Origin of the sequence: Phycicoccus endophyticus (genome assembly GCF_011326735.1) — a bacterium.
Taxonomy (GTDB): domain Bacteria; phylum Actinomycetota; class Actinomycetes; order Actinomycetales; family Dermatophilaceae; genus Phycicoccus; species Phycicoccus endophyticus.
Map to the genome: position 1 here is coordinate 49,032 of NZ_JAANCN010000003.1, position 25,498 is coordinate 74,529.

Annotated in this window: 27 protein-coding genes; 13 read left to right on the top strand and 14 right to left on the bottom strand. The window is 73.0% G+C overall.

Annotated elements, in window-relative coordinates; genetic code table 11:
- The first annotated feature begins 7 nt into the window (after positions 1-7).
- The 5 genes from G8D98_RS04770 (at position 8) to G8D98_RS04790 (ending at position 4,000) form a co-directional block, all read left to right on the top strand.
- Positions 8-1,027 carry an ABC transporter ATP-binding protein gene (locus tag G8D98_RS04770; protein ID WP_166099799.1) on the top strand — a complete coding sequence of 340 codons (1,020 nt, stop codon included), beginning with the start codon at positions 8-10 and terminating at the stop codon, positions 1,025-1,027.
- Positions 1,024-2,196: an ABC transporter ATP-binding protein gene (locus G8D98_RS04775; RefSeq protein WP_166099802.1), complete on the top strand. Its 1,173-nt coding sequence runs from the start codon at positions 1,024-1,026 to the stop codon at positions 2,194-2,196. Before G8D98_RS04770 ends, G8D98_RS04775 begins: the two co-directional genes overlap by 4 nt.
- 61 nt (positions 2,197-2,257) lie before the next feature.
- Positions 2,258-2,566, top strand: coding sequence for a 4a-hydroxytetrahydrobiopterin dehydratase (locus G8D98_RS04780; RefSeq protein WP_166099805.1), 309 nt, complete (start codon positions 2,258-2,260; stop codon positions 2,564-2,566).
- Entirely contained in the window at positions 2,559-3,293 is a 735-nt protein-coding gene (locus tag G8D98_RS04785) for a VIT1/CCC1 transporter family protein (RefSeq protein ID WP_166099808.1), read from the top strand. The genes G8D98_RS04780 and G8D98_RS04785 overlap by 8 nt, the downstream gene beginning before the upstream one ends.
- Positions 3,293-4,000, top strand: a complete 708-nt coding sequence (locus G8D98_RS04790; RefSeq protein ID WP_166100287.1) for a type 1 glutamine amidotransferase — start codon at positions 3,293-3,295, stop codon at positions 3,998-4,000. The genes G8D98_RS04785 and G8D98_RS04790 overlap by 1 nt, the downstream gene beginning before the upstream one ends.
- A gap of 50 nt (positions 4,001-4,050) precedes the next feature.
- On the opposite strand, the gene G8D98_RS04795 is transcribed toward G8D98_RS04790, so the two are convergent.
- From G8D98_RS04795 to G8D98_RS04815, 5 genes are read right to left on the bottom strand one after another with little or no spacing between them, the layout of a single operon-like run.
- A complete protein-coding gene (locus tag G8D98_RS04795; RefSeq protein ID WP_166099810.1) occupies positions 4,051-4,947 on the bottom strand; it encodes an alpha/beta fold hydrolase in 897 nt (298 codons plus the stop codon).
- On the bottom strand, positions 4,944-5,618 hold the full coding sequence (locus tag G8D98_RS04800) for a TetR/AcrR family transcriptional regulator (RefSeq protein WP_166099813.1): 675 nt from the start codon (positions 5,616-5,618) through the stop codon (positions 4,944-4,946). Before G8D98_RS04800 ends, G8D98_RS04795 begins: the two co-directional genes overlap by 4 nt.
- A gap of 45 nt (positions 5,619-5,663) precedes the next feature.
- Positions 5,664-7,808: a 4-alpha-glucanotransferase gene (malQ, locus tag G8D98_RS04805; protein ID WP_166099815.1), complete on the bottom strand. Its 2,145-nt coding sequence runs from the start codon at positions 7,806-7,808 to the stop codon at positions 5,664-5,666.
- Between the two features lie 30 nt (positions 7,809-7,838).
- Positions 7,839-9,485, bottom strand: a complete 1,647-nt coding sequence (gene mctP / locus G8D98_RS04810) for a monocarboxylate uptake permease MctP (protein WP_166099818.1) — start codon at positions 9,483-9,485, stop codon at positions 7,839-7,841.
- Entirely contained in the window at positions 9,482-9,808 is a 327-nt protein-coding gene (locus G8D98_RS04815) for a DUF3311 domain-containing protein (protein ID WP_166099820.1), read from the bottom strand. The genes mctP and G8D98_RS04815 overlap by 4 nt, the downstream gene beginning before the upstream one ends.
- Before the next feature lie 108 nt (positions 9,809-9,916).
- Here G8D98_RS04815 and G8D98_RS04820 point away from each other — a divergent pair, with 108 nt between their 5' ends.
- Together G8D98_RS04820 and G8D98_RS04825 are read left to right on the top strand one after the other, a co-directional pair.
- Positions 9,917-10,720: a PIG-L deacetylase family protein gene (locus G8D98_RS04820; protein WP_166099823.1), complete on the top strand. Its 804-nt coding sequence runs from the start codon at positions 9,917-9,919 to the stop codon at positions 10,718-10,720.
- Between the two features lie 97 nt (positions 10,721-10,817).
- Positions 10,818-11,630, top strand: a complete 813-nt coding sequence (locus tag G8D98_RS04825) for an SGNH/GDSL hydrolase family protein (RefSeq protein ID WP_166099826.1) — start codon at positions 10,818-10,820, stop codon at positions 11,628-11,630.
- 7 nt (positions 11,631-11,637) lie between these two features.
- On the opposite strand, the gene G8D98_RS04830 is transcribed toward G8D98_RS04825, so the two are convergent.
- Positions 11,638-12,564 (bottom strand): universal stress protein, encoded by a 927-nt coding sequence (locus G8D98_RS04830; protein WP_166099828.1) that lies wholly within the window; start codon positions 12,562-12,564, stop codon positions 11,638-11,640.
- A 78-nt stretch (positions 12,565-12,642) separates the two neighbouring features.
- Complete coding sequence (locus tag G8D98_RS04835) at positions 12,643-13,641, bottom strand: sodium:calcium antiporter (protein WP_166099831.1); 999 nt, start codon at positions 13,639-13,641, stop codon at positions 12,643-12,645.
- A gap of 303 nt (positions 13,642-13,944) precedes the next feature.
- Here G8D98_RS04835 and G8D98_RS04840 point away from each other — a divergent pair, with 303 nt between their 5' ends.
- Positions 13,945-14,379 carry a hypothetical protein gene (locus tag G8D98_RS04840; protein WP_166099833.1) on the top strand — a complete coding sequence of 145 codons (435 nt, stop codon included), beginning with the start codon at positions 13,945-13,947 and terminating at the stop codon, positions 14,377-14,379.
- A gap of 108 nt (positions 14,380-14,487) precedes the next feature.
- On the opposite strand, the gene G8D98_RS04845 is transcribed toward G8D98_RS04840, so the two are convergent.
- Together G8D98_RS04845 and G8D98_RS04850 are read right to left on the bottom strand one after the other, a co-directional pair.
- Positions 14,488-15,171: a methyltransferase family protein gene (locus G8D98_RS04845; protein ID WP_229661802.1), complete on the bottom strand. Its 684-nt coding sequence runs from the start codon at positions 15,169-15,171 to the stop codon at positions 14,488-14,490.
- A 95-nt stretch (positions 15,172-15,266) separates the two neighbouring features.
- Positions 15,267-16,277, bottom strand: coding sequence for an alpha/beta fold hydrolase (locus G8D98_RS04850; protein WP_166099838.1), 1,011 nt, complete (start codon positions 16,275-16,277; stop codon positions 15,267-15,269).
- Between the two features lie 117 nt (positions 16,278-16,394).
- Between G8D98_RS04850 and G8D98_RS04855 the strand changes: the two genes are divergently transcribed.
- Positions 16,395-16,907, top strand: a complete 513-nt coding sequence (locus G8D98_RS04855) for a hotdog fold thioesterase (RefSeq protein ID WP_229661804.1) — start codon at positions 16,395-16,397, stop codon at positions 16,905-16,907.
- Between the two features lie 126 nt (positions 16,908-17,033).
- Positions 17,034-17,519 carry a GNAT family N-acetyltransferase gene (locus G8D98_RS04860; protein WP_166099841.1) on the top strand — a complete coding sequence of 162 codons (486 nt, stop codon included), beginning with the start codon at positions 17,034-17,036 and terminating at the stop codon, positions 17,517-17,519.
- 477 nt (positions 17,520-17,996) lie between these two features.
- On the opposite strand, the gene G8D98_RS04865 is transcribed toward G8D98_RS04860, so the two are convergent.
- The 3 genes from G8D98_RS04865 to G8D98_RS04875 form a co-directional block, all read right to left on the bottom strand.
- Positions 17,997-18,746, bottom strand: coding sequence for a class I SAM-dependent methyltransferase (locus G8D98_RS04865; RefSeq protein ID WP_166099843.1), 750 nt, complete (start codon positions 18,744-18,746; stop codon positions 17,997-17,999).
- Positions 18,747-19,153: 407 nt separating this feature from the next.
- A complete protein-coding gene (gene ychF / locus G8D98_RS04870; RefSeq protein WP_166099846.1) occupies positions 19,154-20,239 on the bottom strand; it encodes a redox-regulated ATPase YchF in 1,086 nt (361 codons plus the stop codon).
- 102 nt (positions 20,240-20,341) lie between these two features.
- Complete coding sequence (locus tag G8D98_RS04875; protein ID WP_166099848.1) at positions 20,342-20,857, bottom strand: NUDIX domain-containing protein; 516 nt, start codon at positions 20,855-20,857, stop codon at positions 20,342-20,344.
- 114 nt (positions 20,858-20,971) lie between these two features.
- On the opposite strand from G8D98_RS04875, the gene G8D98_RS04880 reads away from it, so the two are divergent.
- Positions 20,972-22,165 carry a DNA recombination protein RmuC gene (locus tag G8D98_RS04880; protein WP_166099851.1) on the top strand — a complete coding sequence of 398 codons (1,194 nt, stop codon included), beginning with the start codon at positions 20,972-20,974 and terminating at the stop codon, positions 22,163-22,165.
- Positions 22,166-22,176: 11 nt separating this feature from the next.
- Here G8D98_RS04880 and G8D98_RS04885 read toward each other — a convergent pair whose 3' ends face one another.
- The gene (locus G8D98_RS04885; RefSeq protein WP_166099853.1) at positions 22,177-23,190 is read right to left on the bottom strand and encodes a 4-hydroxy-3-methylbut-2-enyl diphosphate reductase; all 1,014 of its coding nucleotides are present in this window, start codon (positions 23,188-23,190) and stop codon (positions 22,177-22,179) included.
- A gap of 77 nt (positions 23,191-23,267) precedes the next feature.
- Here G8D98_RS04885 and xseA point away from each other — a divergent pair, with 77 nt between their 5' ends.
- Both xseA and G8D98_RS04895 read left to right on the top strand, forming a co-directional pair.
- Positions 23,268-24,536 carry an exodeoxyribonuclease VII large subunit gene (gene xseA / locus G8D98_RS04890; RefSeq protein ID WP_166099855.1) on the top strand — a complete coding sequence of 423 codons (1,269 nt, stop codon included), beginning with the start codon at positions 23,268-23,270 and terminating at the stop codon, positions 24,534-24,536.
- A gap of 9 nt (positions 24,537-24,545) precedes the next feature.
- Positions 24,546-24,776: an exodeoxyribonuclease VII small subunit gene (locus G8D98_RS04895; protein WP_166099857.1), complete on the top strand. Its 231-nt coding sequence runs from the start codon at positions 24,546-24,548 to the stop codon at positions 24,774-24,776.
- A gap of 128 nt (positions 24,777-24,904) precedes the next feature.
- Here the strand turns inward: G8D98_RS04895 and G8D98_RS04900 are convergent, their stop codons facing one another.
- Positions 24,905-25,462 (bottom strand): DUF4245 domain-containing protein, encoded by a 558-nt coding sequence (locus tag G8D98_RS04900; RefSeq protein WP_229661805.1) that lies wholly within the window; start codon positions 25,460-25,462, stop codon positions 24,905-24,907.
- Positions 25,463-25,498: the final 36 nt, after the last annotated feature.

The window sequence follows — 25,498 nt, forward strand, 5'->3', positions numbered from 1 at the left end:
GCCGGGGATGACCGCCACGGCGACCACACCGCGGACCGGCCGGCCAGGTCAGGAGCCGCTGCTGTCCGTCCGGGACCTGCGGGTCACCTTCCGCCGCCAGGGCGAGGAGCCCTTCACCGCCGTCGACGGCGTGAGCTTCGACGTCCGCCCGGGGCAGACCGTGGGCCTCGTCGGTGAGTCCGGCTGCGGCAAGTCGGTGACCTCGCTCGCGATCATGGGGCTGCTGCCCGCCCGCGGGAACACCGTCGAGGGCACCGCCACCTACGACGGCACCGACCTGCTCGGCCTGCCGCCCGACCAGATGCGCGACCGGCGCGGGCGCGACATCGCGATGATCTTCCAGGACCCGCTCTCCTCCCTCAACCCGGTCATCCCCATCGGCCTGCAGGTGACCGAGGTGCTCGAACGGCACAGGGGGATGCGCCGGCGGGCGGCCCGCCCGCTGGCCCGGGACCTGCTGGACCGGGTGGGCATCCCCGACCCGGACCGGCGGCTCACCGACTACCCGCACCAGCTGAGCGGCGGGATGCGCCAGCGCGCCCTCATCGCCATGGCGCTGGCCTGCGAACCGCGGCTGCTCATCGCCGACGAGCCGACCACCGCCCTCGACGTGACGATCCAGGCCCAGATCCTCCGGCTGCTCAAGGAGCTCGTCGAGGAGACCGGCACGGCCCTGGTGATGATCACCCACGACCTCGGGGTGGTCGCCGGGCTGTGCGACGAGGTCAACGTCCTCTACGGGGGCCGGATCGTGGAGCGGGGCGAGCGGCACGAGCTGTTCGCCGCGCCCCGCCACCCGTACACGAGCGGCCTGCTCGCCTCCATCCCGCGCCTGGACGGCGCCCGCGGTGCGCCGCTGACGCCGATCCCCGGCTCGGTCGCCGACAACCTGCCGTGGGAGAGCGCGTGTGCCTTCGCGCCGCGCTGCTCCCAGCCGGTCCAGCGATGCACCGCCGAGACCCCGCGGCTCGAGGAGTCCGCGGGCCGGGCGCTGCGCTGCTTCAACCCCGTCGAGGTGACCCGATGACGACGACCGCCGAGGACACCACCGCCCCCGCCCCCGAGGAGGACCTCCTGCTCGACGTGCGGGGGGTCAAGGTCCACTTCCCGATCAAGCGCGGGGTCGTGCTCGACCGGGTGGTCGGCCACGTCTACGCGGTCGACGGGGTCGACCTGCAGATCCGCCGCGGTGAGACTTACGGCCTCGTCGGGGAGTCCGGCTGCGGCAAGTCCACCCTCGGCAAGGCCATCCTCGGCCTCGAGCCGCCGACCGAGGGCAGCGTCGTCATCGACGGCACCGACATCGCCTCGCTCGCCGGTGAGCAGCTGCGCCGCCGGCGCAAGGACTTCCAGATGGTCTTCCAGGACCCGATGAGCAGCCTCGACCCGCGCCAGTCCGTCGAGTCCCTCCTCGTCGAGGGGATGCGGGCACACGGGCTGGCCTCGGACGACGCCGCGACCTCGGCACGCCTGCGCGAGCTGCTCGCCGCGGTCGGGCTGCCGGCAGCTGCCCTGAAGAAGTACCCGCACGAGTTCTCCGGCGGCCAGCGCCAGCGCATCGGCATCGCCCGAGCGCTCGCGGTGGAGCCGAAGCTCATCGTCGCCGACGAGCCGGTCTCGGCGCTCGACGTCTCGGTGCAGGCGCAGGTCATCAACCTCCTCGAGGAGCTCCAGGAGCGCCTCGGGCTGACCTACCTCGTCGTCGCGCACGACCTGGCGGTCGTCCGGCACATCAGCGACCGGATCGGGGTCATGTACCTCGGGGGTCTCGTCGAGGAGGCGACCGCCGACGACCTGTACACGACGCCGCTGCACCCCTACACCCGCGCGCTGCTCTCGGCGGTCCCGCTCCCGGACCCGGTCGCCGAGGACCGCCGCGAGCAGGTCCTCCTCGTCGGGGACCTCCCCTCCCCCTCGCGGCCCCCGACCGGCTGCCGGTTCCACACCCGCTGCCCGTGGCGTCAGGAGACCCGCTGCGCCGACGAGCGCCCCACCCTGCGGGCCGTCGACGTCCCCGGGGTTCCCGCCGGCCATCGGGTCGCCTGCCACTGGGCCGAGGAGATCGAGCGCGGCGAGATCACCCCGCACGAGGTGACGCCGACGGCGACGACGCAGGACTGGCGGGGCACCGACGAGGGCGACGCCATCGGGCCCGCGTCCGAGACGGAGGCCCAGGTCTCGCCCACCGGCCCGTAGCCGCCGGCGGGTCAGGGTCGCCTCAGGTGCCGCCACGGTCGAGGTGGGCGATGATGGTCCGATGAGCCGACTCCTCACCGACGACGAGGTGACCCGCCAGCTCGCCGAGCTGCCCGGCTGGTCCCGCGCGGGCAGCGCGATCGTCGCCACCGTGGAGGCACCCGACTTCCCGGCCGCGGTCCGCCTCGTCGTGGCCGTCGCCGAGGACGCCGAGCAGATGAACCACCACCCGGACATCGACATCCGCTGGCGCACGACCCGCTGGCTGCTCACGACCCATGACGCCGGCGGCCTGACCCAGCTGGACATCGAGCTGGCGCACCGGATCTCGCAGGCGGCCCGCGCCGAGGGGGCGAGCCTGCGTGGCTGACCACCCATCGGGCGCCGCGGCGCTCGCCGGGCACGACGAGCCGCACGACCACTCCTACAGCCAGCGCCTGAACTGGCTGCGCGCCGGCGTCCTCGGCGCCAACGACGGCATCGTCTCGACCGCCGCCCTCGTCATCGGGGTGGCCGCCGCGACGACCGACCGCGGCACCGTCCTCACCGCGGGCCTCGCCGGGCTCGCCGCCGGGGCGATGAGCATGGCGGTCGGCGAGTACGTCTCGGTGAGCACGCAACGCGACACCGAGCGGGCCCTGATCGCCAAGGAGACCCGCGAGCTGGCCGAGGAGCCGGACGCCGAGCTCGCCGAGCTCGCCGGGTTCTACGAGGCCAAGGGCCTCTCCCCCGACCTGGCCGAGCAGGTCGCCGTCGAGCTGACCCGGCACGACGCCCTCGCCGCCCACGCCGAGGTCGAGCTGCGGATCGACCCGGAGAACCTCACCAACCCCTGGCAGGCCGCCTGGGCCTCGATGCTCTCCTTCACGCTCGGAGCCGTCGTCCCGCTGCTCGCCGTCGTCCTGCCCGCCCAGGGCTGGCGGGTCCCGGTGACGGTGCTCGCCGTCGTGGTCGCGCTCGCGGGCACCGGCCTGGTCAGCGCGCGGCTCGGCGAGGCCGACGCGCGCCGGGCGACGGTGCGCGTGGTCGCGGGCGGTCTGCTCGCGATGGCGGTCACCTACGGCATCGGCTCCCTCCTCGGCACCGAGACCGGGTGATGACCCGCCGCCTGCTCGTCGTCCAGCACGAGCCCGACGCCCCGGCGGCCTGGCTGGGGCAGTGGTGGGCCCAGGCCGGGGTCGAGCTCGACGTCGTGCGCGGCGACCTCGGGGACCCCGTCCCGTCGCGGCTGGCCGACGGGGGCCACGACGGGCTCGTCGTCCTCGGCGGGGCGATGGCGGCGACCGCGGACGCCGAGAACCCGTGGCTGGGCCCGACCAAGGCGCTGCTGCGGGAGGCCACCGAGGCCGGGGAGCCCGTGCTCGCCGTGTGCCTCGGCCACCAGCTGGCCGCGCTCGCCCTCGGCGGGCGCACCGGCCCCAACCCGTCGGGTCGCACGGTGGGCGTCGTGCCCGTCGGGCTCACTCCCGAGGGCCGCACCGACCCGCTCCTCGCGGGTCTGGACGGGGCGCCGGCGGTGCACTTCAACGACGACGTCGTGCTCGAGCCCCCTCCCGGGGCGACGGTCCTCGCCCGCCTCCCCGACGGCCGGCCGCAGGCGCTGCGCCTCGGGCAGCGCGCCTGGTCGGTGCAGTGCCACCCGGAGACCTCGCCCGAGGTCTTCACGGACTGGCTGCGCTCGGAGTCCCCGGGCGGTCTCGACGACGACGCCGCGGCGCTCGTCGGGCAGGTCGAGCACGCACGCGAGGCGCTGCGCGCCGCGTGGTGGCCCTTCGCCGACCGCTTCGCGGCCCAGCTGGCCTAGTTGTCCTGACCGGGGCCGTTGGTCAGTCGTGAGAAGGGTTGAGTGCTGAGTCAGTGCTGGTCGCTGGCTCGGCGTGCGAGGGTCTCGATGAACTCGGCAATCTCGGTGGGGTTCTCTTCGGCCATGTAGTGACCGCTGGTCGTCGGCTGGTAGGTGAAGTCGGGGGCCCAGGCGCGCCAGAGGGCAGAGGCGTCGAAGCCGAGCTGCGCGCCCCAGTCTTGGGAGATGACGGCGACGGGCATGGACAGCTGGGCGCCTTGTTCACGGTCGGCGGTGTCCATGTCGAGATCGATGCCGGCGGTTGCTCGGTAGTCGGCAACGATGGAGTCGGTGGACGCGATCGAGCTGTGGACATAGTGGGACCGTTCCTCCTGGGTGAAGGTGGCGCCTGTGGGGTCCCAGGCGTCGAGGAACGAGGCGTAGAACTCGGGGGCAACGGCTGCGATCATCTTCTCCGGCATCCCGGCGGGCTGGGCCATGAGGTACAGGTGCCAGGCCACCTTGGCGTCGACACCCTGCAGGACGGACCAGGTGTCGAGGGTGGGCAGGACATCGAGGATTCCTAGGAACGTCACCACGTCTGGGTGGTCGAGACCTGTCCTGACGGCGACGAGTGCGCCACGGTCGTGACCCACGAGGCCGAAGCGCTCGAACCCCAAGTCGCGGGCGATGGCGACGATGTCGTTACCCATCGTGCGTTTGGAGTACGTGTCGCGTCCCTCGGCTACTGGCTTGTCGCTGTCGCCGTAGCCTCGCAGGTCCGGGACGATCACCGTGAACTGGTGGGAGAGGCGGCGGGCGACGTGACGCCACATGTAGTGCGTTTGCGGGAACCCGTGGAGCAGAACCACAGCGGGGCCCTGACCGCCGCTGGCGACGTTGAGGTGGACGCCGTCGGCGCCGACGATGCGGCGGTAGGTGAAGTTGTCGATGGTGAAGCTGGTCATGAGTTCTCCCGGGATGGGTGGGCGGCTGGGCGGCCGGAGAAGATCCCGGCGGGAAGGCTGGTGTGCTGGTGCGAGGCGACCAAGGCAGGTGTGATCACGGCATCGACGAGTGACTGCAGATACTCGTCGGTCAGCGTCAGCCCGTTGGCGCGGCGCAGCAGGAGGACAGCGCCGGCCACCTCTTCGTAGGCGAAGGGGTCGGTGCCTGGCGCGAGCTCGCCCCTCGCCACGGCGGCGTCGATCACCCGCTTCGGCAGCCGTGCGCCCGTTGGGCCGGTGGCGTCCTCGATGGCCTCGCACAGGTCGGGGTCCTCGAGGCCAGCCTGCAGCAGCATGAACGCTGCACCGGTATCGGCCGAGCGCATCGTCTGCACCAGCCGCCGGACGAGCATAAGGAGGTCTTCGCGCAGACACGTACCCATCTCGAGGGGCTCTGAGGCGTTCCGCGCGGGACCGTTCTTCACTGCCGCCAGGACCATGTCTCGCTTGGACTGCCATCGCCGGTACAGCGAGGCCTTGGAGGTACCGCAACGGCGCGCGACCGCTTCGAAGGACACCCCGTCGTAACCCTGCTCGCCCAGCACCTCGAGCACGCTGGTCGTGATCCGACGGTCGAGCTGTGGGTCCCGCGGGCGTCCGCGCGCCTCACTCTCATTATTACGAAACGTCACGCGCCGTATCGTAAATGGATGGCGCTCCTCGATCAAGGTGCCCGATCAGCACGCCTCGCCGCTGACGCGCCCCCGCAGCGCGTCGAAGAGCCGCTCGGCGAGGGGCGCGGCCCGGATGGCCTCGAGGTCGACCGGCTCACCGTCCGGCCCGCTGAGCGGCAGCCTCCAGTTGGGGTACTCGTCGTTGGTGCCCGGCTGGTTGATGGCCCGCCGGTCGCCGACGACGTCCGGGAGGGAGACCGCGAGCATCCGGCTCGGGGTGTCGGCGAGCCAGCGGTGCAGCGCGACGACGGTGTCGTCGACGTCGGCGTCCGCCGCGAGCAGCCCCCGTTCGGCGAGGGCCGCCCGCACCCGCTCGATGGCGTTCTCCTCGAGCGCCCGCTCCTCGGCCACCGGCCGGGTGAGCAGCCCGAGCCGCTCGCGGACGGCGACGTGCTCGAGGGTGAGGTAGCCGGCCGTCGGCGGCAGGTCGTGGACGGTGACGGTGGACAGGCACAGGTCGCGGTAGGACTCCGGCGCGCGCACGACGTCCTCCTCCCACTCGAACCACAGCACCGAGGTGCCGAGCAGCCCGCGCTCGTCGAGCACGTCGCGCACGTTGGGGGCGACCACCCCGAGGTCCTCGCCGATGACGACCGCCCCGGCGCGCTGGGCCTCCAGGACGAGGATGCCGACGAGCGCCTCGTGGTCGTAGTAGACGTACGTGCCCTCGGCGGGCGAGCCGCCCTCGGGGATCCACCACAGCCGGAACAGCCCGAGGATGTGGTCCACCCGGATGCCCCCGGAGTCGCGCAGGACCGTGCGGACCATGTCCCGGAAGGGGGCGTACCCCACCTCGGCGAGCCGGTCGGGCCGCCACGGCGGTTGGCTCCAGTTCTGCCCCAGCTGGTTGAACTGGTCCGGTGGGGCGCCGACCGTGACGTGGTGGGCCAGCACGCCGCCGAGGCCCCACGCGTCGGCACCGACGGGGTGCACGCCGACGGCCAGGTCGTGGACCACGCCGAGGGCCATGCCCGCGGCGCGCGCCTCCCGCTGGACCCCCGCGAGCTGCTCCTCGAGCAGCCACTGCATCCACCGGTGGAAGTCGACGTCGTCGGCGTGCTGCTCGCGGAAGGCGCCGACCGCGGGGCCGTCGGGGTCCTGCAGCTGCGCCGGCCACGTCGTGAACGGCAGCCCGTGGACGTCCGCGAGGGCGCACCACGTGGCGAACCGGGCGAGCCCCTCGCCCTCGCGCGTGCAGTAGGCGGCGAACGCCTCCGCCCGGGTGCCGGTGAGGCCGGCGTCGAAGACGAGCCGGAGCGCCTCCCGCTTCAGCGCCCAGGCCGCGTCCCGGTCGATGCGCTCCCCCGCGGAGAGCGCCCGGCCACGGTCGGCGAGCCGGAGGAAGGCGCGGTGGGCGCTCGCGTCGAGCGCGGCCACCTCGGGCACGTCCTCGACGTGCAGGTACAGGGGGTTGACGAAGCGCCGGGTCGTCGGCAGGTACGGGGATGCCTCCATCGGCGGCACCGGCTCGGCAGCGTGCAGCGGGTTGACGAGCACGAAGTCGGCGTCGTGGGCCGCGGCGGCCCAGGTGGCGAGCCCGGCGAGGTCGCGTAGGTCCCCCACCCCCCACGTCGACCCGGAGCGCACCTGGTACAGCTGCGCCATCAGCCCGACCGCCCGGCGCGAGCCCAGCGGCTCGGGCAGCTGGAGACGCTCGGGCGTGACGACGAGCGTGCTCGTGAGGGTCGCCGGCTCCAGCGGTGTGGCGTCCACGTCCGCGACGAGGCGGTGCCAGCCGAGCGGCAGGTCCGCCGGCACCTCGAACGTGGCCTCGCCGACCGCCCGCCCGGCGACCTCGCGGTCGGGGACCCAGCGGTCGACCTGGGCCAGCTCGCGGCGCCCCCCGTCCTCGAGCTCGACGTGCAGCCGGATGCCCGACCCGGCCGGCACGTGGGCCGGCACGAGGAGGCTGCGCCCCGCGCGCGCGACGACGGTCGGCGCCAAGGTGTGCCGCCACGGCGCCTCGGCGTGCTCGCGCAGCGACGCCGCGACGGCCGCGTCGTCCTCGGCCGGCACGCCGAGCGCGGCCAGGACGGCACGGATCGAGGCGTCCGAGACCGTGACGTGCCGGCCCTGCCAGTCCCAGTAGTCGGTGGCGACGTGGTGGGCCTGGGCGAGCTCGACGAGAGGGGTGGGCGCGGGCTCCATGCGCCCATCCTGCCCGGCCGGCGGGCCGGGTCAGGGGTTGGGGGCCTCCTGGTGCAGCGGCTGGAGGACCGTGCGGACCCGCGGGTCGCCGGCGTCGGCGAAGTAGTCGCCACGGATCGTCTCGTCCCGGCCCTCCGGGGCCCGCATCGCGCGCAGGACCAGGGTGACGACGACCGCGACGACGAGGTTGGCCACGAAGGCGGTCATCGCGATGTAGCCGAGCTGGCCGATGACCGGGATCTCGGCGAGCGAGCCGCCGAAGTGCTCCACGCCGGAGCGGGGGTTCGCGACGTTGTACGCGGCCACCGTCCCGTACACCATGCCCACGGCCCATCCGGCGACGAGCGCCCAGCGGTGCAGCCACCGGGTGTAGAGGCCGAGGACGACCGCCGGGAAGGTCTGCAGGATCCAGATGCCGCCGAGGAGCTGGAAGTTGATGGCGTTCTGCTTGTCGAGCGCGAGCACGAAGACGAGCGCGAACGCCTTGACGACGAGCGACATCAGCTTGGAGACCTTGGCCTCCTGCTCGGGCGTGGCCGAGGGCTTGAGCCACTCCTTGTAGATGTTGCGGGTGAAGGTGTTGGCGGCCGCGATCGACATGATGGCCGCCGGGACGAGGGCGCCGATGGCGATGGCCGCGAAGGCGACGCCGGCGAACCACGAGGGGAACATGTCCTCGAACAGCTGGGGGATGACCAGCTGGGCGTTCGGCTCGCCGTCGAGACCGACCGGCTTGGTCCCGGCGGCGATCGCGACCCAGCCGAGGAGGGCGAGGAGCCCGAGCACGAAGCTGTACGCCGGCAGGATCGAGGCGTTGCGCCGGACGGTGTTGCGGGACTTGGCCGAGAGGCTGGCCGTCACCGAGTGCGGGTACATGAACAGCGCGAGGGCCGAGCCCAGCCCCAAGGTGGCGTAGGCCCACTGGGCCGACGCCCCCGGGACGAAGGAGCCCACCGGCTTGCCGTCCGGGGCGGCCGCGCTCATCTTGGCCTCCGCGGCGGAGAACACCTCGCCCCAGCCGCCGACCTTGCTCGGCAGGTAGACGATCGCCACGAGGATGACGAGGTAGATGAGGATGTCCTTGACGAAGGCGATGACCGCGGGGGCCCGCAGGCCGCCGGAGTAGGTGTAGGCCGCCAGCAGGGCGAACGCGATGAACAGCGGTGCGTCCTTGGCCACGACGTTGCCCCCACCCCCGAGGCCGACCACCTCCAGGACGGCCTGGATCCCGACGAGCTGGAGGGCGATGTACGGCATCGTCGCGAGGAAGCCGGTGACGGCGACCGCCAGCGACAGCCCCCGGGAACCGAAGCGCCCCCGGACGAAGTCGGCCGTCGTCACGTACCCGTGCCGGTGGCTCACCGACCACAGCCGCGCCATGAAGACGAAGATGATCGGGTAGAGCACGATCGTGTAGGGCACGGCGAAGAAGCCCGAGACCGCACCGAGGGCGAACATCGCCGCGGGCACCGCGACGAAGGTGTAGGCCGTGTACAGGTCGCCTCCGAGGAGGAACCAGGTGATCCACGTGCCGAAGGAGCGCCCGCCGAGCCCCCACTCGTCGAGGGACTCCATCGAGGTCGGGCGGCGCCATCGGGTCGCCCAGAACCCCATCGCGGTCACGAGGAGGAAGAGCAGGACGAGGACGAGCAGGGCCGGGGTGTCGATGCCGCTCATGGCTGCTCCCCCGGCTCGTCGACGGCGGGCGCGTCCTCGGTCATCGGCCGGTGCGGGCGGGCGACGAGGACGATCCGGTAGGCGGTGTAGGTGACCGCCGAGGTGAGGAAGACCCAGAGGAACTGGTACCAGATGAAGAACGGGAAGGCGCCGAGCTTGGGGTCCACCCGGCTGTAGCTGCCGACCCACATCAGGGCGAGCACGGGCAGCAGGAGCAGCACTCCGGCGACGACGAGCAGCCCGGTGCGGGCCGGCGGCACGGTGTCGTGGTCGACGGCCGCGCTCCGCGGCGGCCCGCCGTCCACGTGGTCGGTGGCGCTCATGGAACCTCCTTGTCCCCTGGCCCCCGGGACGCTCCGGCGGACCCCAGGACACGGTAGGCCCACCGGCCGCCGTTCGGGGGGATTCGCGCGGTTCGGCAGGATGGTCCCGTGTCGACCATCGTCTTCCTCCACGCCCACCCCGACGACGAGGCCTCGCAGACCTCGGGGACGATGGCGCGGGCCGTCGACGAGGGCCATCGCGTCGTGCTCGTCGTGGCGACCAACGGCGAGCACGGGACGGCACCGGAGGACCTCGCGCCCGGTGAGACGGTCGCCCAGCGGCGCCGGCGGGAGCTGACCGCCTCGGCCGAGGTCATCGGGCTGCACCGCGTGGAGTGGCTCGGCTACGCCGACTCGGGGATGAGCGGCTGGGAGCAGAACGCCCACGAGCGCGCGTTCGCCACCGCCGACGTCGAGCAGGCCGCGCGGCGGGTCGCGGCCGTCCTCGAGGAGGAGGGCGCCGACGTCCTCGTCGGGTACGACTGGCACGGCGGATACGGCCACCCCGACCACGTGCAGGTCCACCGGGTCGCCCTGGCCGCGGCCGGGCTCGCGTCCCGCACGCCGCGCCGGCTGGAGTCCACGATGAACCGCGACGCCATGCGCGAGCTGACCCTCCTGGCCCGGGCCGCCGGCCAGGAGGTCTTCGACCCCGACGCGCCGATGGACGACGGCAACCCCATGGGCACCCCGGCCGCCGAGCTGCACTGGCGAGTCGACGTGCGCGACCTGGTCGAGCGCAAGCGGGCGGCGCTGGCCTGCCACGCCAGCCAGACCAGCGACGTCGGGATGATGCTCGCGATGCCACCGGAGGTGTTCGCCGCGGCCTTCGGCTTCGAGCACTTCATCGAGCCGGGGTGCGCCCCGGGGATGGTGCAGGGCTGGCCGTTCGCCGCGGACCCGGGGTCCTGAGGGCGCTCCTGCGGTTGCCGGCACCGCCGGCCTGGGCCACAGTGAGGCGCACCCGGGGTGGCGTGGCCGCCCGAGACGCCGCACGAAGGAGTGCCCGTTGTCCGCTCGTCCCCGCCTACGGTCCCGCCTCGCCGCTGCCGCGGCCCTGCCCCTCCTGCTGGCCGGCGTGCTGGCACCCGCTGCGGCGGCTGCCGAGCCCGACGAGTACGTCGCCCTCGGTGACTCCTACGCCTCGGGCAACGGCACGCAGTGGCCCGACCTCAGCCTCTCCTGCTACCGCAGCAGCCTCGCCTACGCCCCGATCGTCGCGCGCGAGCGCCCGAACACGACCCTGAGGTTCCGGGCCTGCTCGGGCGCGGAGACCCAGGACGTCATCGACGGGCAGAACGCCGCCCTGTCGGCCTCGACGGACGTCGTCACGGTGAGCGTCGGCGGCAACGACGTCGGATTCGTCGACCTCATCCTCTCCTGCTTCAGCACATGGGACGAGCCGCTGTGCCGCTCGACGGTCTCCCGGGTCGACCGGCGGATCGACAGCGACCTGCCCGCCCGGCTCGACGCCACCTACGCCGACATCCGGGCGCGCGCCCCGGAGGCCAAGGTCATCGTCGTCGGCTACCCGCAGCCCTTCGGCGCCGACGTCTCCTGCGGGCAGGCCCGGGGCATCAACGAGCGCGAGGCGGCGGCGCTCGACGGTGTCGCAGCACACCTGGACCGGGTGCTCGCCGAGCGGGCGGCGGCCGCCGGGTTCACCTACCTCGACCCCGGCGACGCGTTCACCGGCCACGACGTGTGCTCCACGGACCCGTACGTGTGGGGCAAGCGGACGGGCGTGCTCGACATCTACCACCCCACCCGGGCGGGGCACCGGGACGGGTTCGCACCGCTCGTCGCGACGGCAATGGGCTGAGCCCCGGTCAGTGGACGACGGCCACCGGCACGGTGGAGCGCTGGACGACCGTCCGGCTCACGCTGCCCATGAGCAGCCCGGCGAAGCCGCCACGACCGCGGCGGCCGACGACGACGAGGTCGGCGCCCTGCTCGCGGGCGACGTCGAGCAGCGCGGTCGCGGGCTTGCCGTGGCGCACGACCACCTCGACGGGCACCTCGGGGTGTGCCTCGCGGGCGCCGGCGAGCGCCTCGCGGACCGACTCCAGCAGCCGCCCCTCGACGCGGGACCAGCGCTCGGTGCCCGGCTCGGTGACGACGACACCGTCCTCGACCTCGACGGTCCAGGCCGTGACGGCGCTGACCCGGCCGCCGACGGAGGCCGCCTCGGCGACCGCGTGGGCCACCGCCCGCGCCCCGGCGTCGCTGCCGTCGGCTCCGACGACCACCCGGTGCGGTTCCACCGGCGGCAGCGACTCGGGCACGACGACCACCGTCCCGTGCCCGTGGGCCACGACCGCGAGCGCCGTCGATCCGAGGACCAGGCGCTCCAAGCGGTCGTGGGAGGAGGCGCCGACGACGACCGTGGCGTGCTCCGAGAAGTCGACGAGCACCGCAGGTGGCGACCCGAACGGTGTCTCGACCCGGACCTCGAGGTCGGGGTACCTCTCGCGCAGCCCGGCCGCCAGGCCGTCGAGCCGCTCGCGCGTCGTTGCCTCGAGCTGCTCGCCGAACCACGGCGCCTCCGTCGCGATGACCGCGTACGGGGTGAGCGAGACGCCCACCTCGACGACGTGGACCAGGTGCAGTCGCACGCCGTGCCGTGCCGCGGTGGCCGCGGCCCACTCGATGACGGCGTCCTCGTGGGAGGACCCGTCGAGAGCGGCCACGACCGGTAGGGGACCCGAGCCCTGGGGGCCCTGGCCCGACTGCCTCGAGAGCACGTCCTCGGCCATGCACCCAGTGTCCTCCGCCGGTGTCGCGCACGCAGTCTCGTGGGTCACAACGCCGGTGGCCACCGGCGGACCCCGGGGTCACGCCAGGAGGACCGCATACACCCCGAGGTAGAGCCCGACGAGGGCCAGCCCGGTGCCCACGGTGTGTCGCCGGCGCCACGCGAGCAGGGCGACGACGAGGACGACGGCGACGGCAGAGACGAGGACACCGCGCTCGACCAGCCCGGTGCTGACGAGCGTCGGGGCCACGAGGGGACCGATGCCGATCGACAAGGTGGCGTCGACCATCGAGGCGCCGAGCGCGTCGCCGACGGCCATCTCCGCCTCGCCGCGGCGCAGGGCGGTGACGCTGAAGAGCAGCTCGGGCAGGGAGGTGCCGAGTGCGGCCCCGAAGAAGCTGACGACGAAGAGGGGCAGCCCGGCCGCGTCGGCGAGGTGGACCACTCCCCAGATCGCTGTCACCGCGCCGAGGGTGACCCCGGCCAGGCCGGCTGCCAAACGCGACAGTGAGCCGCGCAGGCCCTCGCCCCGGCCGGCCCCGTCCGAGGTGTGCTCGCCCGGGGACGGGTCGCCCGCCGGCGGCTCCCCGGGCGACGGGTCGGCCAGTGGCCGGGGTGGGGCCACCCCTCCGGCCCACCACACGAGCGCGGAGCCACCGAGCCAGGCGAGCACGAGCAGCAGCCCGTCGACCCGCGCGAGCTCCCCGTCGCGCATGAGCACCGCCCCGAGCCCGAGGGCGAGCAGGATCACCGCCCCGGCGGCGACGGTCTGGCGCACGGCCAGGACCAGTGCACCACCCACGAGGGGCAGCAGCCCGAGGACGAGCGTGACCTGGGTGACGACCGACCCGATCGAGTCACCGACGTTGACGTCGCCGAGGCCCTCGAGCGAGGCGGTGACCGAGTTGGCCATCTCCGGCAGGTCGGTGCCGACCGCGACGAGCGTCAGGCCGACGACGAACGGGGGCAGCGGGCTGCGGGCCACCAGGTCGGTCGCTCCGGCCACCGCGACCCGCGAGGCGAGGACCGCGACGACGAAGCCGCACGCCATCGCCGCGACCGCGAGGGCAACACCCACCCTGCCGTTCTACCCCTGGCTGCTCGCCGCGACCGCCGAGCGAGGCCGATCTCACCGCCCGTCGTCACCGGTCCCTCGCGCCGGCGCCCAGCCCGACGCCGGCATGACGTACGACGCCCCCCTCAACCACGAGAGGGGGGCGTCGTGTCGTGCACCAGCGACCTCCCTGCAGCGGCCGAGTGTGCCGGCGGTCTCGTCCCCTGCGACTTGACCGCCTCTATGGATTGACTTTACTAGTTCTTTACCTTTTGACCCATGACACCTGTCACGACTTCACGGTGGTGCTGGGACCATGATGTGCTCGTGAGCACGGTTGCGGTCGACGGCGGCCCGGTGGTGCGCGAGCCCTGGGCGCATGCCGTGGGGAGGTACGCCGCGGAGGTCCTGGCCCTGGTGGGGGTCGGCATCGTCCTGAACGTCGTCACGTCTGCGGTCATCGGCCCCTGGGGCTGGGGGTCGCTGGTCGCCTTCTCCCTGCTCGCCGGCGGCGTGAACGCGGGGACTGAGGCAGGTTCCCCCCGGGGACGGTACCGCCGTCGGCGCATGCTGCCGATCGTCGCGAGCGCGTTCGCGCTCTACCTCCTGGTGGGGGTGTCCGGCCGGGGAGCCGACCTCGGCCGGCTCCCGTCGGGGGCCCTGGCAGCGGGCGCCGGCACGGGCATCATCGCGGTCTCGGTGGTGGTGACGCTCCGGTTGGCGCGGGACATCGGGACACGCCCGGCACGCTCGGGCTCGTGAGCCACGCCTGGGGCTCGCGGCCCGCGGCTGCCGAGACCGGGCCGCCGTCGGCCATGAAGCCGTACCGCGTGATGCGTCGTGCGGGGGCCTTGTCGTGGGGGGTCCCGCTCAGCTCCGCCTGGTGATGAGCCGGGGAAGGACCGCCCCGACGAGCGAGGCGTAGTCGTCGTAGGCCGCGCCGAACGTGCGCCGCAGGTCACGCTCCTCGAACCGGATCCCGACCGCGATGTAGGCCGACGCACCTGCGGCATAGAGCAGGTGCGAGGCGCCCATCGACGGTGTGGCCCAGACGCAGACGATGAGCCCGGTCATCAGCGGGTGACGCACGATCGCGTGCAGGCCCCGGACCTGCAGGCCCTCAGGGGCGTCGGAGCTCGACCGGGCACCCCATCCGGCCTGCCGTAGCCCGACGAGCGCGAGATGGTCCACCGCGAAGGTGGCCCCGATGGACCAGGCCCACCCGCCGGCGTAGAGCGCCCACAGCGCCACCGCGAAGATGCCGTCGACGCGCCACACCTGACCCCCGAAGGGTTGCCAGAGAACCAGGAGCACTGCGAGGACGACATCCGTGGCAAGCACGTAGAGCGCGCGCTCCAACGGCGCGGGTACCCGCAGCCGCAGCCAGGTCTTGAACCGACGACGAGCCATCACGGAGTGCTGGACCGCGAAGACGAGCAGCAGGGCGAGGTCGGTCGCGACAGCGGCCGCGCTGCTCACTCTGGGGACCCCGGCCACGGTTCGCGGAACCACCGTGTCGGCCAGGAACGCCATCGTCCACACCGTCACGACCATGAAGCCCACCCACCCTACGGCGGACAAGCACAACACCGGGACTCGTCGCATGGGGCGAGGTTGCCCGGCCCGGTCGGGCGGACGCAGGCGTGGAACTACGGCACTTCACCCCGTGAGGACGGGTGTTGTGTGGCGTACCAGGCGGCCAGCTGCGTGCGCGAGCGGAAGCCGAGGCGCAGACGGATCCGCTCCAGGTGGGACTCCACAGACCGCTCGCTGAGGTGCAGCCGTTGGGCGGCCTCCCGGTTGGTCAGGCCCTGGGCCACCAGGGCCGCGACCTCGTTCTGGCGCGCCGTGAGCCCGACCGGCGCCGCCTCACGCAGGCGCCGCAGACCCAGGAAGCGCCGCACCTGGTCGACCACGGCCCTCGAGTCGCCCATCGCCGGCAGGTGGGAGCGGCCGGACAGCTCGACGAGCTGGGCGCCGGGGATCCGCTCGGCAAGAAGGCGACCCTGTGGCGGCGGGGCCGCCCTGTCCTGGTCACGGTGCAGCACCAGCGTCGGGGCGCCGATCCGGTTCAGGGACTCGGAAACGTCGATGCGGTACGCCAGGTCGAGCAGGCCCGCCGCGGTCTGTGCCGAGGACGCCGCGCGCTGGTACTGCGCGAGCACCCGCCGTGTGCCCGGGTCGGCCTCCGGAGCGAACAGCTCGGTCAGCACGTCCGAGCCGAGGCCCCAGTGGTCGACCAGCAACCCGAGGAGGTGGGTACGGCTCACCTCGTCGCCGATCGCTGAGCCACGGGCCCACCCGCCGTACAGCACCAGACGGGACACGCTCTGCGCGTGGTCGGCCGCCCACCGCGCGGCCACCGGGGCGCCGAGGGACCATCCGAACAGGTCGAACCGCTCGAGGTGCACAGCCTCGACCACCGCGCCCAGGGTCGCCAGCTCGTGCTCGACGCTCCGCGGTCCGGAGTACTGGTCGGACAGGCCACATCCGGGCCGGTCGTAGCGCACCACCGTCCGCCCGGACGACAGTGACCCGTAGAAGAGGCGTTGTGCCGGGATGGCCCAGTCCAGCTCGAGGTGGCTCAACCACCCGGGGGACACGACCAACGGGGGGCCACTGCCCGTGACGGCATACGCCACTCGCGTACCGTCCGCCATCGGCGCGCGTCCAAGGCGTTGTTCCTGTGGGGCCACGGCACCAGTGAACCCGCCTCGGCGAAAGTGGGGTAGTTTCCCCGACGCGCCCGACCGCACGGCATCGGCAGCATCTGCGTCATGAGTGACCACGACGTGAGCCCGTCCACCTTGCCGAGCGGTGTCGGTGCCTCGCTCGGACCGAGCGAGGACCACGCCGGCATCTGGCACAGCCCACCGGACCTGGCCCTGGCACGCACGATGACGGCGGACTGTGCCATCGGCCACCGGGGCATCGAGCTGACCGAGCTCGGCGGCGACCACCTGAGCGCCCGGATGCCGGTGGACCACCGGACCCGACAGCCGCTGGGGCTGCTCCACGGCGGCGCCTCGGTCCTGCTCGCAGAGACCCTCGTCAGCTTCGCAGCCACCTTCGTCGCCGGCGCCGGCAGGACCTGTGTCGGCATGGAGATCAACGCGAACCACCTGCGTCCGGTGACCGGCGGGTGGGTCCATGGCACCGCCCGACCCCTCTCGCTGGGGCGTCGCACGCAGGTGTGGGACACCCATATCCGTGACGACGACGGCAGGCTGGCATGCGTCTCGCGTTGCACGGTGGCCGTGCTGGGCATGTCCGCAGACCGAACGACGTGAGCCAGACCGTCCCGGTCGGGGCCGGTCGGTCCCGTGCTGGGACCACCACGAAGTCGCCGCCGGTTGACCGTAGTGGGACCGGTGGCGTGCGATGGAGCCCCACACACACCGACGAGAGAGACATCGATGAGTGAGCTCGCCGGCTCGATCCGGGTTCGTACGGCCGTGTGGGCCGACTTGCCCGACCTTCGGCGGATCTACCGGGCTGCGGCGTTGTCGAATGCCGGCGATGTCGCCGCCCTGTCATCCCGCCCGGAGTTCCTCGAGTTCGAAGGACCGTGGATCGACGCCGGGGCCACCCGTGTCGCCCAGACGCAGCCCGCAGGCGTTCCACTGATCCTGGGGTTCGCCACGGTGAGCAGGGTCGGGCGGGGCGAGCCCGAGCTGGATGACCTGTTTGTCGACCCAGCCTGGCAGCGCAGGGGCGTGGCGATGCGCCTGGTGGAGGACGCCGTTCACCGTCTTGGCCGGTCTGGCGACACACGCCTGTGGGTCACCGGCAACCCCCATGCGGCAGCGTTCTACCGGGCGGCCGGCTTCATCGGGTCCGAGCGGGTCGAGACCGAGCTGGGGCCTGGCCTTCGCCTCTATCGCAGAGTCCCGGCCTGCTGACCGCCCGGACGCTCGTGATGCCCGGCTCGAGGGCTGCCGGCGCATCGGGTCACACTCAGCGCCACGCCCGCTCTCGACCGGACGTCTTGCGGACCGTCCGCGGACCGCCGGTCAGGTCGAGATGCCTCTGGTGAGGGCGGCGTCGAACAGCGTGCGCGCGACCTGTTCGGCCTTCTCGGTAGCCGCCGCCCCCACCGGCCCGTCCCGCGGCTTCCGCGGTGCTGCTTCTCTTGCCTACGTCGGGGGGTCGACATCCAGCCGCCAGTCTGCTGGGCTGCGGGCGGGTACGAGGTGACGTGCAGTCAGGCGCCGGCGTGGGAAGCGGCAGTGGTCATCCTCGTCGCTGGTGGGTTGGTGACGTGGCGGGTCCGGCAGGGCCCCGGGAGTGCAACGGGGGACGGTGCCCGCACGGGGATCCCCTGAACTCCTGCATAGCGCCGCCAGTCGGCCACCGTTGGCTGCCTCGGCAGGTGCCGCCTATCGCCTCGCGGCGATCAGGTGCCGGGTCGAGTGCGCCACGAAGGGTCGACCGGCCCGCATGTCCGCGTCGAGCACGCGCAGTTCCTGCTCGTAGTGGTCGACGCTGAAGTCCGGGACCCACCAGATGCACTTGCGCAAGATCCACACGACGGCGCCGATGTCGTAGAACTCCATCCGGCACCTGGCCGTCCGGAGTGCCTCGACGGTCAGCCCGGCCTCCTCGGCGTCGGCCGCTTCGCCATGCGGGTCGCGTCCCAGACGCCGTTCCGGCAGGGGTCCGAGCAAGCGCTCGATCAGCTCGAACGCGGAGGCAGGGCCGACGTGCTGGGCGAAGTAGAGCCCGCTCGCTCGCAGGACACGATGGATCTCGGGCCAGTCAACCCGGACAGGGTGGCGGGCCGTCACCAGGTCGAAGGACCGGTCCTGGAACGGCAGCGGTGACCCTTGCGTGGTCTCGACGACTCGAACACCGCGCGGTCCCAACATCGCCCGCGCCCGCTCAGCATTCGGGGGCCAGGACTCCGTGACGACCATCGTTGCGGGAAGCACTGGAGCCTCGTTGACGACCTCCCCGCCCCCGGTGTCGATGTCCAGCACATGATCGAGTGTCGCGAGACGCTCGGCGAGGAGGTGCGCGAACCCCCACGGTGGGCGCTCCTCGAAGGCCCGACCATGCAGCCATCCGAAGCCCCACCCGGTAACGTCCGCCGCCTCCGCCTCGGCCACCAACTCCTCAAACGTCCGCACGAAGACTCAGCCTCCCAAACGCCTCGGCGGCAAGCGGCGAAGTGCAGCAGTTCCCGTGGGCTCTGCGCATGGCCGCTCGAGCCAGAGGGCCGGTCGCTCTACGGCACCGACAAGTGCCTCGAGGGCGATCGCGTCCAGGTTGGCCCATCCCCACCCCCTCATTCAACCGGGGTGTTTCGTCGAGTCGTGGAGCCCAAGGACGCCAGGGGGTTCATTTCCGGCCGACGTTGACACCAGCCGCTGCACTCCGCCGCCAAGGGGCTACCTCATTGTCGGGTTCGTGCGCCTGCGCCCTGCCGCGAGGGGGTCGAGATGCGCTCCAGAACGGACGAATCCAGGCCAGCCCGCTAGATCTCTTGCGGACTGGGAGTGATCACACCCCCGCTGAACTGAGGAAACGCGGTGATTCAGACGTTGAAGCGGAACTCCACGACGTCGCCGTCGGCCATGACGTAGTCCTTGCCCTCCATCCGGACCTTGCCGGCAGCACGGGCCGCCGCCATCGAGCCGAGCTCGTCGAGGTCCTCGAAGGAGACGATCTCGGCCTTGATGAAGCCGCGCTGGAAGTCGGTGTGGATGACACCGGCGGCCTGCGGGGCGGTCCAGCCTTGCCGGATGGTCCAGGCCCGGGCCTCCTTGGGCCCGGCGGTGAGGTAGGTCTGCAGCCCGAGGGTGTGGAAGCCGACACGGGCGAGCTGGTCGAGGCCGGACTCCTGGGCACCGAAACCCTCGAGCATCTCGCGGGCGTCCTCGGGCGACATCTCGACCAGGTCCATCTCGAGCTTGGCGTCGAGGAAGACCGCCTCGGCGGGCGCGACGAGCTCGCCGAGGCGCGCGTGCAGCTCCGGGTCGGCGAGCTGGTCCTCGTCGAGGTTGAACACGTAGATGAATGGCTTGGTCGTGAGCAGCCCCAGCTGGTCGGCCAGGCCCCTGTCGACCCCGGCGGCCTCGCCCGCGGCGTAGAGCGTCCGGCCCCCCTCGAGCACCCGCTGGGCGGCCAGGGCGGTCTCGAGGACGGCCTTGTCGGTCTTCTTGCCCTTGACCTCCTTGTCGAGCCGGGGCACGGCCCGCTCGAGGGTCTGCAGGTCGGCGAGGATGAGCTCGGTGTGGATGGTCTCGATGTCGGAGGACGGGGAGACCGTGCCGTCGACGTGCACGACGTCGGCGTCCTCGAAGGCCCGCACGACCTGGCAGATGGCGTCGGCCTCGCGGATGTTCGCGAGGAACTGGTTGCCGAGCCCCTCTCCCTCGGAGGCGCCGCGCACGATGCCGGCGATGTCGACGAAGGAGACGGTGGCGGGGATGACCTTCTCGGAGGAGAAGATCTCGGCCAGCCGGTCCAGGCGCGGGTCAGGCAGCGGGACGACGCCCACGTTGGGGTCGATCGTCGCGAACGGGTAGTTGGCCGCCAGGACGTCGTTCTTCGTCAGGGCGTTGAACATCGTCGACTTGCCGACGTTGGGCAGCCCGACGATTCCGATGGTGAGCGCCACGGCGCGTCCTCTCTCCGACCAGGGTGCGCGCCGCTTCCGACCCGGCGCGACCACCCATCGTGCCGCAGGCCGGCGGTGGCGGCGAAATCGCGCCGGCCCCGGTCAGCCCTCGTCGCCTGCGGCCCGGCTGTCCTCGAGGTAGAGGGTCTCCCCCGGCTCCCAGCCGGCGACCGCGTGGAGCATCCGGGCCGTGTAGGGCGCCACGTGCTCGACGACGGTGGCGGGGTCGACCCAGTGGGCGTCCGCGATCTCCCGGCGCAGGAAGCGCTGCGGGTCGAGAGTGCCGTCGAAGACGCCGAGGTCGAACAGGAACAGGTGGGCGTCGTCCCAGCCGCGCCACGGTGGCAGCCAGTTGACGGCGACGAGACCACCGACGGCCACCTCCAGCCCCAGCTCCTCGTCGATCTCGCGGGCCACCGTGGTGGCGGGCGGCTCGCCGGGGTCGACGACGCCGCCGGGCAGGTCCCACTCGCGCTTGTACGTGAGCTCGCACAGCAGGACCTCACCGGCCGGGTTGCGCAGCATCCCCTGGGCGATGTTGCGCTTCTTGGGCAGCCGCGTGTTGAGGATGGCGATCCGCTTGAGGCGTTCCTGCTCGGTCTCCTCGCGTCGCGCCATGTCCGCCACGCTACCTGTCGGCGGTGACGGCACGTCCGCCGAACCGCGACCGACCGCGCGGCCGGCGGGCCGTCCGGGCCGGGGGTGTCGGTGGTCCGTGGCACGGTCGGGCCCATGGACGGATGGATGTGGGGCCTGCTCGGTCTGGTCCTCGGCGCGCTCGCCGCCTGGGTCGCCGCGCGGCTGGTGCACCGCGCCGCGGTGGCCGGGGTCGAGGCCGAACGCCGGCTGCTGCGCGAGCGGGTGCTCGACCTGGAGACCTCGCTCGCCGAGGACATGGAGACCGCGGCGCTGCTCGCCCCCCTCAAGGACGCGCTCACGCGCGTCGAGGAGCACGTCGGCGTGCTCGAGCGCGACCGGGTGGAGCAGTTCGGCTCGCTGCGCTCGGTGCTCGCCCGGGTCGAGACCGAGACCCAGGGCCTCGGCCGGGCCACCGCCTCGCTCGCCGGCTCGCTGCGTTCCTCCTCCGTGCGTGGCGCGTGGGGCGAGGTCCAGCTGCGGCGGGTGCTCGAGGCCTCCGGCATGCTCGCCCGCTGCGACTTCGAGGAGCAGGTGTCCGCGGTCACCGCGCACGAGCAGCGGGTGCGCCCCGACGTCGTCGTGCGCCTGCCCGGCGGCCGCTCGCTCGTCGTCGACGCCAAGGCGCCGATGACCCACTTCCTCGACGCCCAGGCCGAGGAGCTCGACGACGACGCCCGGCTCCGCCTGCTCGAGCGGCACTCCGAGGGGCTGGCCTCGCACGTCGCCTCCCTCGCCGCCAAGGAGTACTGGTCGGCCTTCCCCGACACCCCCGAGCTCGTCGTGTGCTTCGTTCCCAGCGACGCGATGCTCGGCGCCGCCCTCGCCGCCCGGCCGAGCCTGCACGAGGATGCCCTCTCGCGACGCGTCGTGCTCGTCGGGCCCGGCGCTCTCATGGCCCTGCTGCGCACCGTCGCCTTCACCTGGCAGCAGGAGGCGCTCTCCCGCAGCGCCCAGGAGCTGCTCGACCTGGGCCGCGAGCTCTACCGGCGCCTCGGCACCCTCGGGGGGCACACGGCGAAGCTGGGCCGCTCCCTGCAGTCCAGCGTCGAGGCGTACAACGCGATGGTCGGCGCCCTGGAGTCACGCGTGCTCGTCACGGCCCGCCGGATGCGCGACCTCGACGTGGTCACCGACGAGCTCGCCGAGCCGGAGCCGGTGCGCACCGGGCCGCGGCCGCTCACGGCCCAGGAGCTCATCGACGCGGTGAGCGCCCCGCAGGCCCGCCCCGAGATCGACCCCGCCGGCGTCACCGGCGAGAGCCCACCCGGCGCCCGCTCGGCCGGCTGAGGTGGGCCTGCTCAGTGCAGCGAGCCGGCTCCGGCGAACGACCCGTCGTGGCGCATCTTGTCCGAGAGGCCGGCGGCCTTGAGGTCCCGCCGGATCTCGTTGGGGAGTGCGAACATCAGCGACTCCTCCGCGGCCACGACCGGGCGGACGTCCGCGAAGCCGCGGTCGCCGAGGTAGTCCAGCACCCCCCGCACGAGGATCTCGGGCACCGAGGCCCCCGAGGTGACCCCGACGGTCGAGACCCCGTCGAGCCAGGCCTCGTCGATCTCCTCGGCGTAGTCGACGAGGTGCCCCGCGCGGGTTCCGTGCTCGAGCGCCACCTCGACGAGGCGCACCGAGTTGGAGGAGTTGCGCGAGCCGACGACGAGCATGAGGTCGCACTCGGCAGCCATCTCCTTGACCGCGAGCTGGCGGTTCTGCGTCGCGTAGCAGATGTCGTCGCTCGGGGGGTCCTGGAGGCTGGGGAAGCGCTCGCGCAACCGGCGCACCGTCTCCATCGTCTCGTCCACTGAGAGCGTCGTCTGCGAGAGCCACACGACCTTCTCTGGGTCGCGGACGGTGACGTTCGCGACGTCGTCGGGTCCGTCGACGAGCTGGATGTGCTCGGGCGCCTCGCCCGAGGTGCCGACGACCTCCTCGTGGCCGTCGTGCCCGATGAGGAGGATGTCGTAGTCGCCGTCGGCGAACCGCACCGCCTCCCGGTGCACCTTGGTCACGAGCGGGCAGGTGGCGTCGATGGTACGCAGGCCGAGGGCGCGGGCCTCGTCGTGGACAACGGGGGCCACGCCGTGGGCCGAGAAGATGACGGTGGCGCCCTCGGGCACCTCGTCGGTCTCGTCGACGAACACCGCACCACGCTGCTCGAGCGTGGTGACGACGTGCTTGTTGTGGACGATCTGTTTGCGGACGTACACCGGCGGGCCGTAGAGGTCGAGGGCCTTCTCGACGGTCACCACGGCCCGGTCGACCCCGGCGCAGTAGCCGCGGGGGGCGGCGAGCAGGACGCGCTTGGTCGGGTCAGGCATGCCTCCATCGTAGGTGGGCCCGCTCGGGGACCCGAATCGTCGGGCCCGTGGAGGGTGCGGGCGCCTAGGGTTCCCCCATGAGCACACCGGCCGGGCCCGCGCTGCCGGAGAAGGCCGCGGACACCACGGCGGAGCAGCCGTGGCCGGTCCGGCTGCTCTCGATGAAGATCGGCGAGTACGTCGAGCGGATGTCGGTGCTGTGGGTCGAGGGGCAGGTCGTGCAGCTGACCCGTCGGCCCGGGGCACGCACCGCCTACCTCACCCTGCGCGACCCCGACGTCGACATGAGCCTGTCGTGCTCGGTCCACGTCAACGCCCTCGACGCCATGCCCGGCCCGCTCACCGAGGGCGCCCGCGTCGTCCTCCAGGCCAAGCCCGCCTTCTGGACCCAGCGCGGCTCGCTCGTCCTCGACACCCGGCAGATCCGCCCCGTCGGCGTGGGCGAGCTCCTGGCCCGGCTCGAGTACCTCAAGCGCCACCTGGCCCAGGAGGGGCTCTTCGACCGGGAGCGCAAGCGCCCGCTGCCCTTCCTGCCCCGCCGGATCGGTCTCGTCTGCGGGCGGGCGAGCGCCGCCGAGAAGGACGTCGTCGAGAACACCCTGCGCCGGTGGCCGAGCGCGCGCTTCGAGATCCGGCAGGTGGCCGTCCAGGGGGCCAACGCGGTCGCCGAGGTCACCGCCGCGCTCGCCGAGCTCGACGCCCTCCCCGAGGTCGACGTCGTCGTCGTCGCCCGCGGCGGCGGAGGCGTCGAGGAGCTCCTGCCGTTCTCGAACGAGGCGATGCTGCGAGCCGTCGCCGCCGCGAGCACCCCCGTCGTCAGCGCCATCGGCCACGACGTCGACACCCCCCTGCTCGACCTCGTCGCCGACCACCGCGCCTCGACCCCGACCGACGCCGCGGCGGCGATCGTTCCCGATGCCGTGGCCGAACGGCACGGCCTCGCCGGCGCGCGCGCCCGCGGCCGGCGGGCGCTGGCCGGGCAGCTGCACCACGAGCGGCGGCGGCTCACCGAGCTCTCCAGCCGGCCGGTGCTCGCGGACAAGGGCGCCTTCCTGCGCACGCAGCGCGAGGTGCTGAGCGCCCTGCGCACCCGGGCCCGCCACCGGGTCGAGGCGGCAGTGCAGCGCGAGCGCGACCGCGTCGGCCACCTCCGCACCCAGGCCCGCACCCTCTCGCCACAGTCGACCCTCGACCGCGGCTACGCCGTCGTCCAGCAGGCGCGGGGCGCACTCGTCACCGACCCCGCCGCGCTCACCGCCGACGAGCTGCTCCGCGTGCGGGTCGCCCGGGGAGACTTCGGCGTGCGCGTCCTCGGGGCCCAGACCGGCGACACAGGTGGCGCGTAGGCTCGCGCCATGTCGACCGACACTCCCCCGCCCGAGGGCGGGCCCCACGCGGACGTCGCCGGGCTCGGCTACGAGCAGGCCCGGGACGAGCTCGTCGACATCGTCGCCCGCCTCGAGAGCGGGCAGGTCGGCATCGAGGAGAGCATGGTGCTCTGGGAGCGCGGGGAGGCGCTCGCCGCGCACTGCGCCACGTGGCTCGACCAGGCCGAGCAGCGGATCGCCGGCGACGAGGCGGACTGACGCACCTCGCAGGCCACGCGGTCAAGTCGATGGCCACCGACCGGGTCGCGGTCCTGCGTTCGGAGGTCGCGGAGCTGGGTCGTGGGCTGGCCGATCAGGGCCGTCGGCGCGAACGCCCGGCCCCCGCGTCACTCCACCGGCTGGAGGTGCTCGATGTAGGTCGTCATCTCCTCGAACGTGGCCGTCCCGGTGACGAGGGTCGCGAGCTCGCCCGACCCGGTGGTGGGGAGCGAGAGCAGGCTGTTCTGCACCTTGCCGTCACGCACGTACTTGCCCCAGGTGAGCCCCCCGATCTCGAGGTCGCCCTCGCGCGGGGCCCGGTTGGTCTGTGCCCGGACCCAGGCGGCGCTGGGGTCCTGGGTCTGCTCGACCGCGACGAACGTGCCCGAGGGCGTCTCGTAGCCCACGTGCCAGGTCATGAAGCCGTCGGTGCCGCGGACGTACCGGACCGAAGTGGGCGTCCAGTCCTCCGGCAGCCCGGTGGGCTCGACGATCGGCCAGCCGGTCTGCTCGGCCACCTCGACCGCCGTGCCGTGCACGTCCTGGGGCGGCCCACCGACGCGGTCGACCCGTGGCACGAGGAGGACGAGGACGGCCACCATCCCCAGCACGGCGAGCAGCGAGTAGACGAGGTTCTTCGTCGACCCCATCGAGTAGCGGCTCGGCGGGGCGGTCGGTGTGCTCACCGGCCCATCGTCGCCGACGGGCAGGGCGATCCGCCA

What these genes read in the sequence shown, in the direction of transcription:
- xseA (WP_166099855.1), top strand. Translation starts at nt 23,268, where the DNA reads ATGAGCACACCGGCCGGGCCCGCGCTGCCGGAGAAGGCCGCGGACACC.
- G8D98_RS04855 (WP_229661804.1), top strand. Translation starts at nt 16,395, where the DNA reads ATGAGTGACCACGACGTGAGCCCGTCCACCTTGCCGAGCGGTGTCGGT.
- G8D98_RS04770 (WP_166099799.1), top strand. Translation starts at nt 8, where the DNA reads ATGACCGCCACGGCGACCACACCGCGGACCGGCCGGCCAGGTCAGGAG.
- malQ (WP_166099815.1), bottom strand. Translation starts at nt 7,808, where the DNA reads ATGGAGCCCGCGCCCACCCCTCTCGTCGAGCTCGCCCAGGCCCACCAC.
- G8D98_RS04850 (WP_166099838.1), bottom strand. Translation starts at nt 16,277, where the DNA reads ATGGCGGACGGTACGCGAGTGGCGTATGCCGTCACGGGCAGTGGCCCC.
- G8D98_RS04875 (WP_166099848.1), bottom strand. Translation starts at nt 20,857, where the DNA reads ATGGCGCGACGCGAGGAGACCGAGCAGGAACGCCTCAAGCGGATCGCC.
- G8D98_RS04780 (WP_166099805.1), top strand. Translation starts at nt 2,258, where the DNA reads ATGAGCCGACTCCTCACCGACGACGAGGTGACCCGCCAGCTCGCCGAG.
- mctP (WP_166099818.1), bottom strand. Translation starts at nt 9,485, where the DNA reads ATGAGCGGCATCGACACCCCGGCCCTGCTCGTCCTCGTCCTGCTCTTC.
- G8D98_RS04895 (WP_166099857.1), top strand. Translation starts at nt 24,546, where the DNA reads ATGTCGACCGACACTCCCCCGCCCGAGGGCGGGCCCCACGCGGACGTC.
- G8D98_RS04830 (WP_166099828.1), bottom strand. Translation starts at nt 12,564, where the DNA reads ATGGCCGAGGACGTGCTCTCGAGGCAGTCGGGCCAGGGCCCCCAGGGC.
- G8D98_RS04775 (WP_166099802.1), top strand. Translation starts at nt 1,024, where the DNA reads ATGACGACGACCGCCGAGGACACCACCGCCCCCGCCCCCGAGGAGGAC.
- G8D98_RS04860 (WP_166099841.1), top strand. Translation starts at nt 17,034, where the DNA reads ATGAGTGAGCTCGCCGGCTCGATCCGGGTTCGTACGGCCGTGTGGGCC.
- G8D98_RS04790 (WP_166100287.1), top strand. Translation starts at nt 3,293, where the DNA reads ATGACCCGCCGCCTGCTCGTCGTCCAGCACGAGCCCGACGCCCCGGCG.
- G8D98_RS04880 (WP_166099851.1), top strand. Translation starts at nt 20,972, where the DNA reads ATGGACGGATGGATGTGGGGCCTGCTCGGTCTGGTCCTCGGCGCGCTC.
- G8D98_RS04845 (WP_229661802.1), bottom strand. Translation starts at nt 15,171, where the DNA reads ATGGTCGTGACGGTGTGGACGATGGCGTTCCTGGCCGACACGGTGGTT.
- G8D98_RS04885 (WP_166099853.1), bottom strand. Translation starts at nt 23,190, where the DNA reads ATGCCTGACCCGACCAAGCGCGTCCTGCTCGCCGCCCCCCGCGGCTAC.
- G8D98_RS04795 (WP_166099810.1), bottom strand. Translation starts at nt 4,947, where the DNA reads ATGACCAGCTTCACCATCGACAACTTCACCTACCGCCGCATCGTCGGC.
- G8D98_RS04815 (WP_166099820.1), bottom strand. Translation starts at nt 9,808, where the DNA reads ATGAGCGCCACCGACCACGTGGACGGCGGGCCGCCGCGGAGCGCGGCC.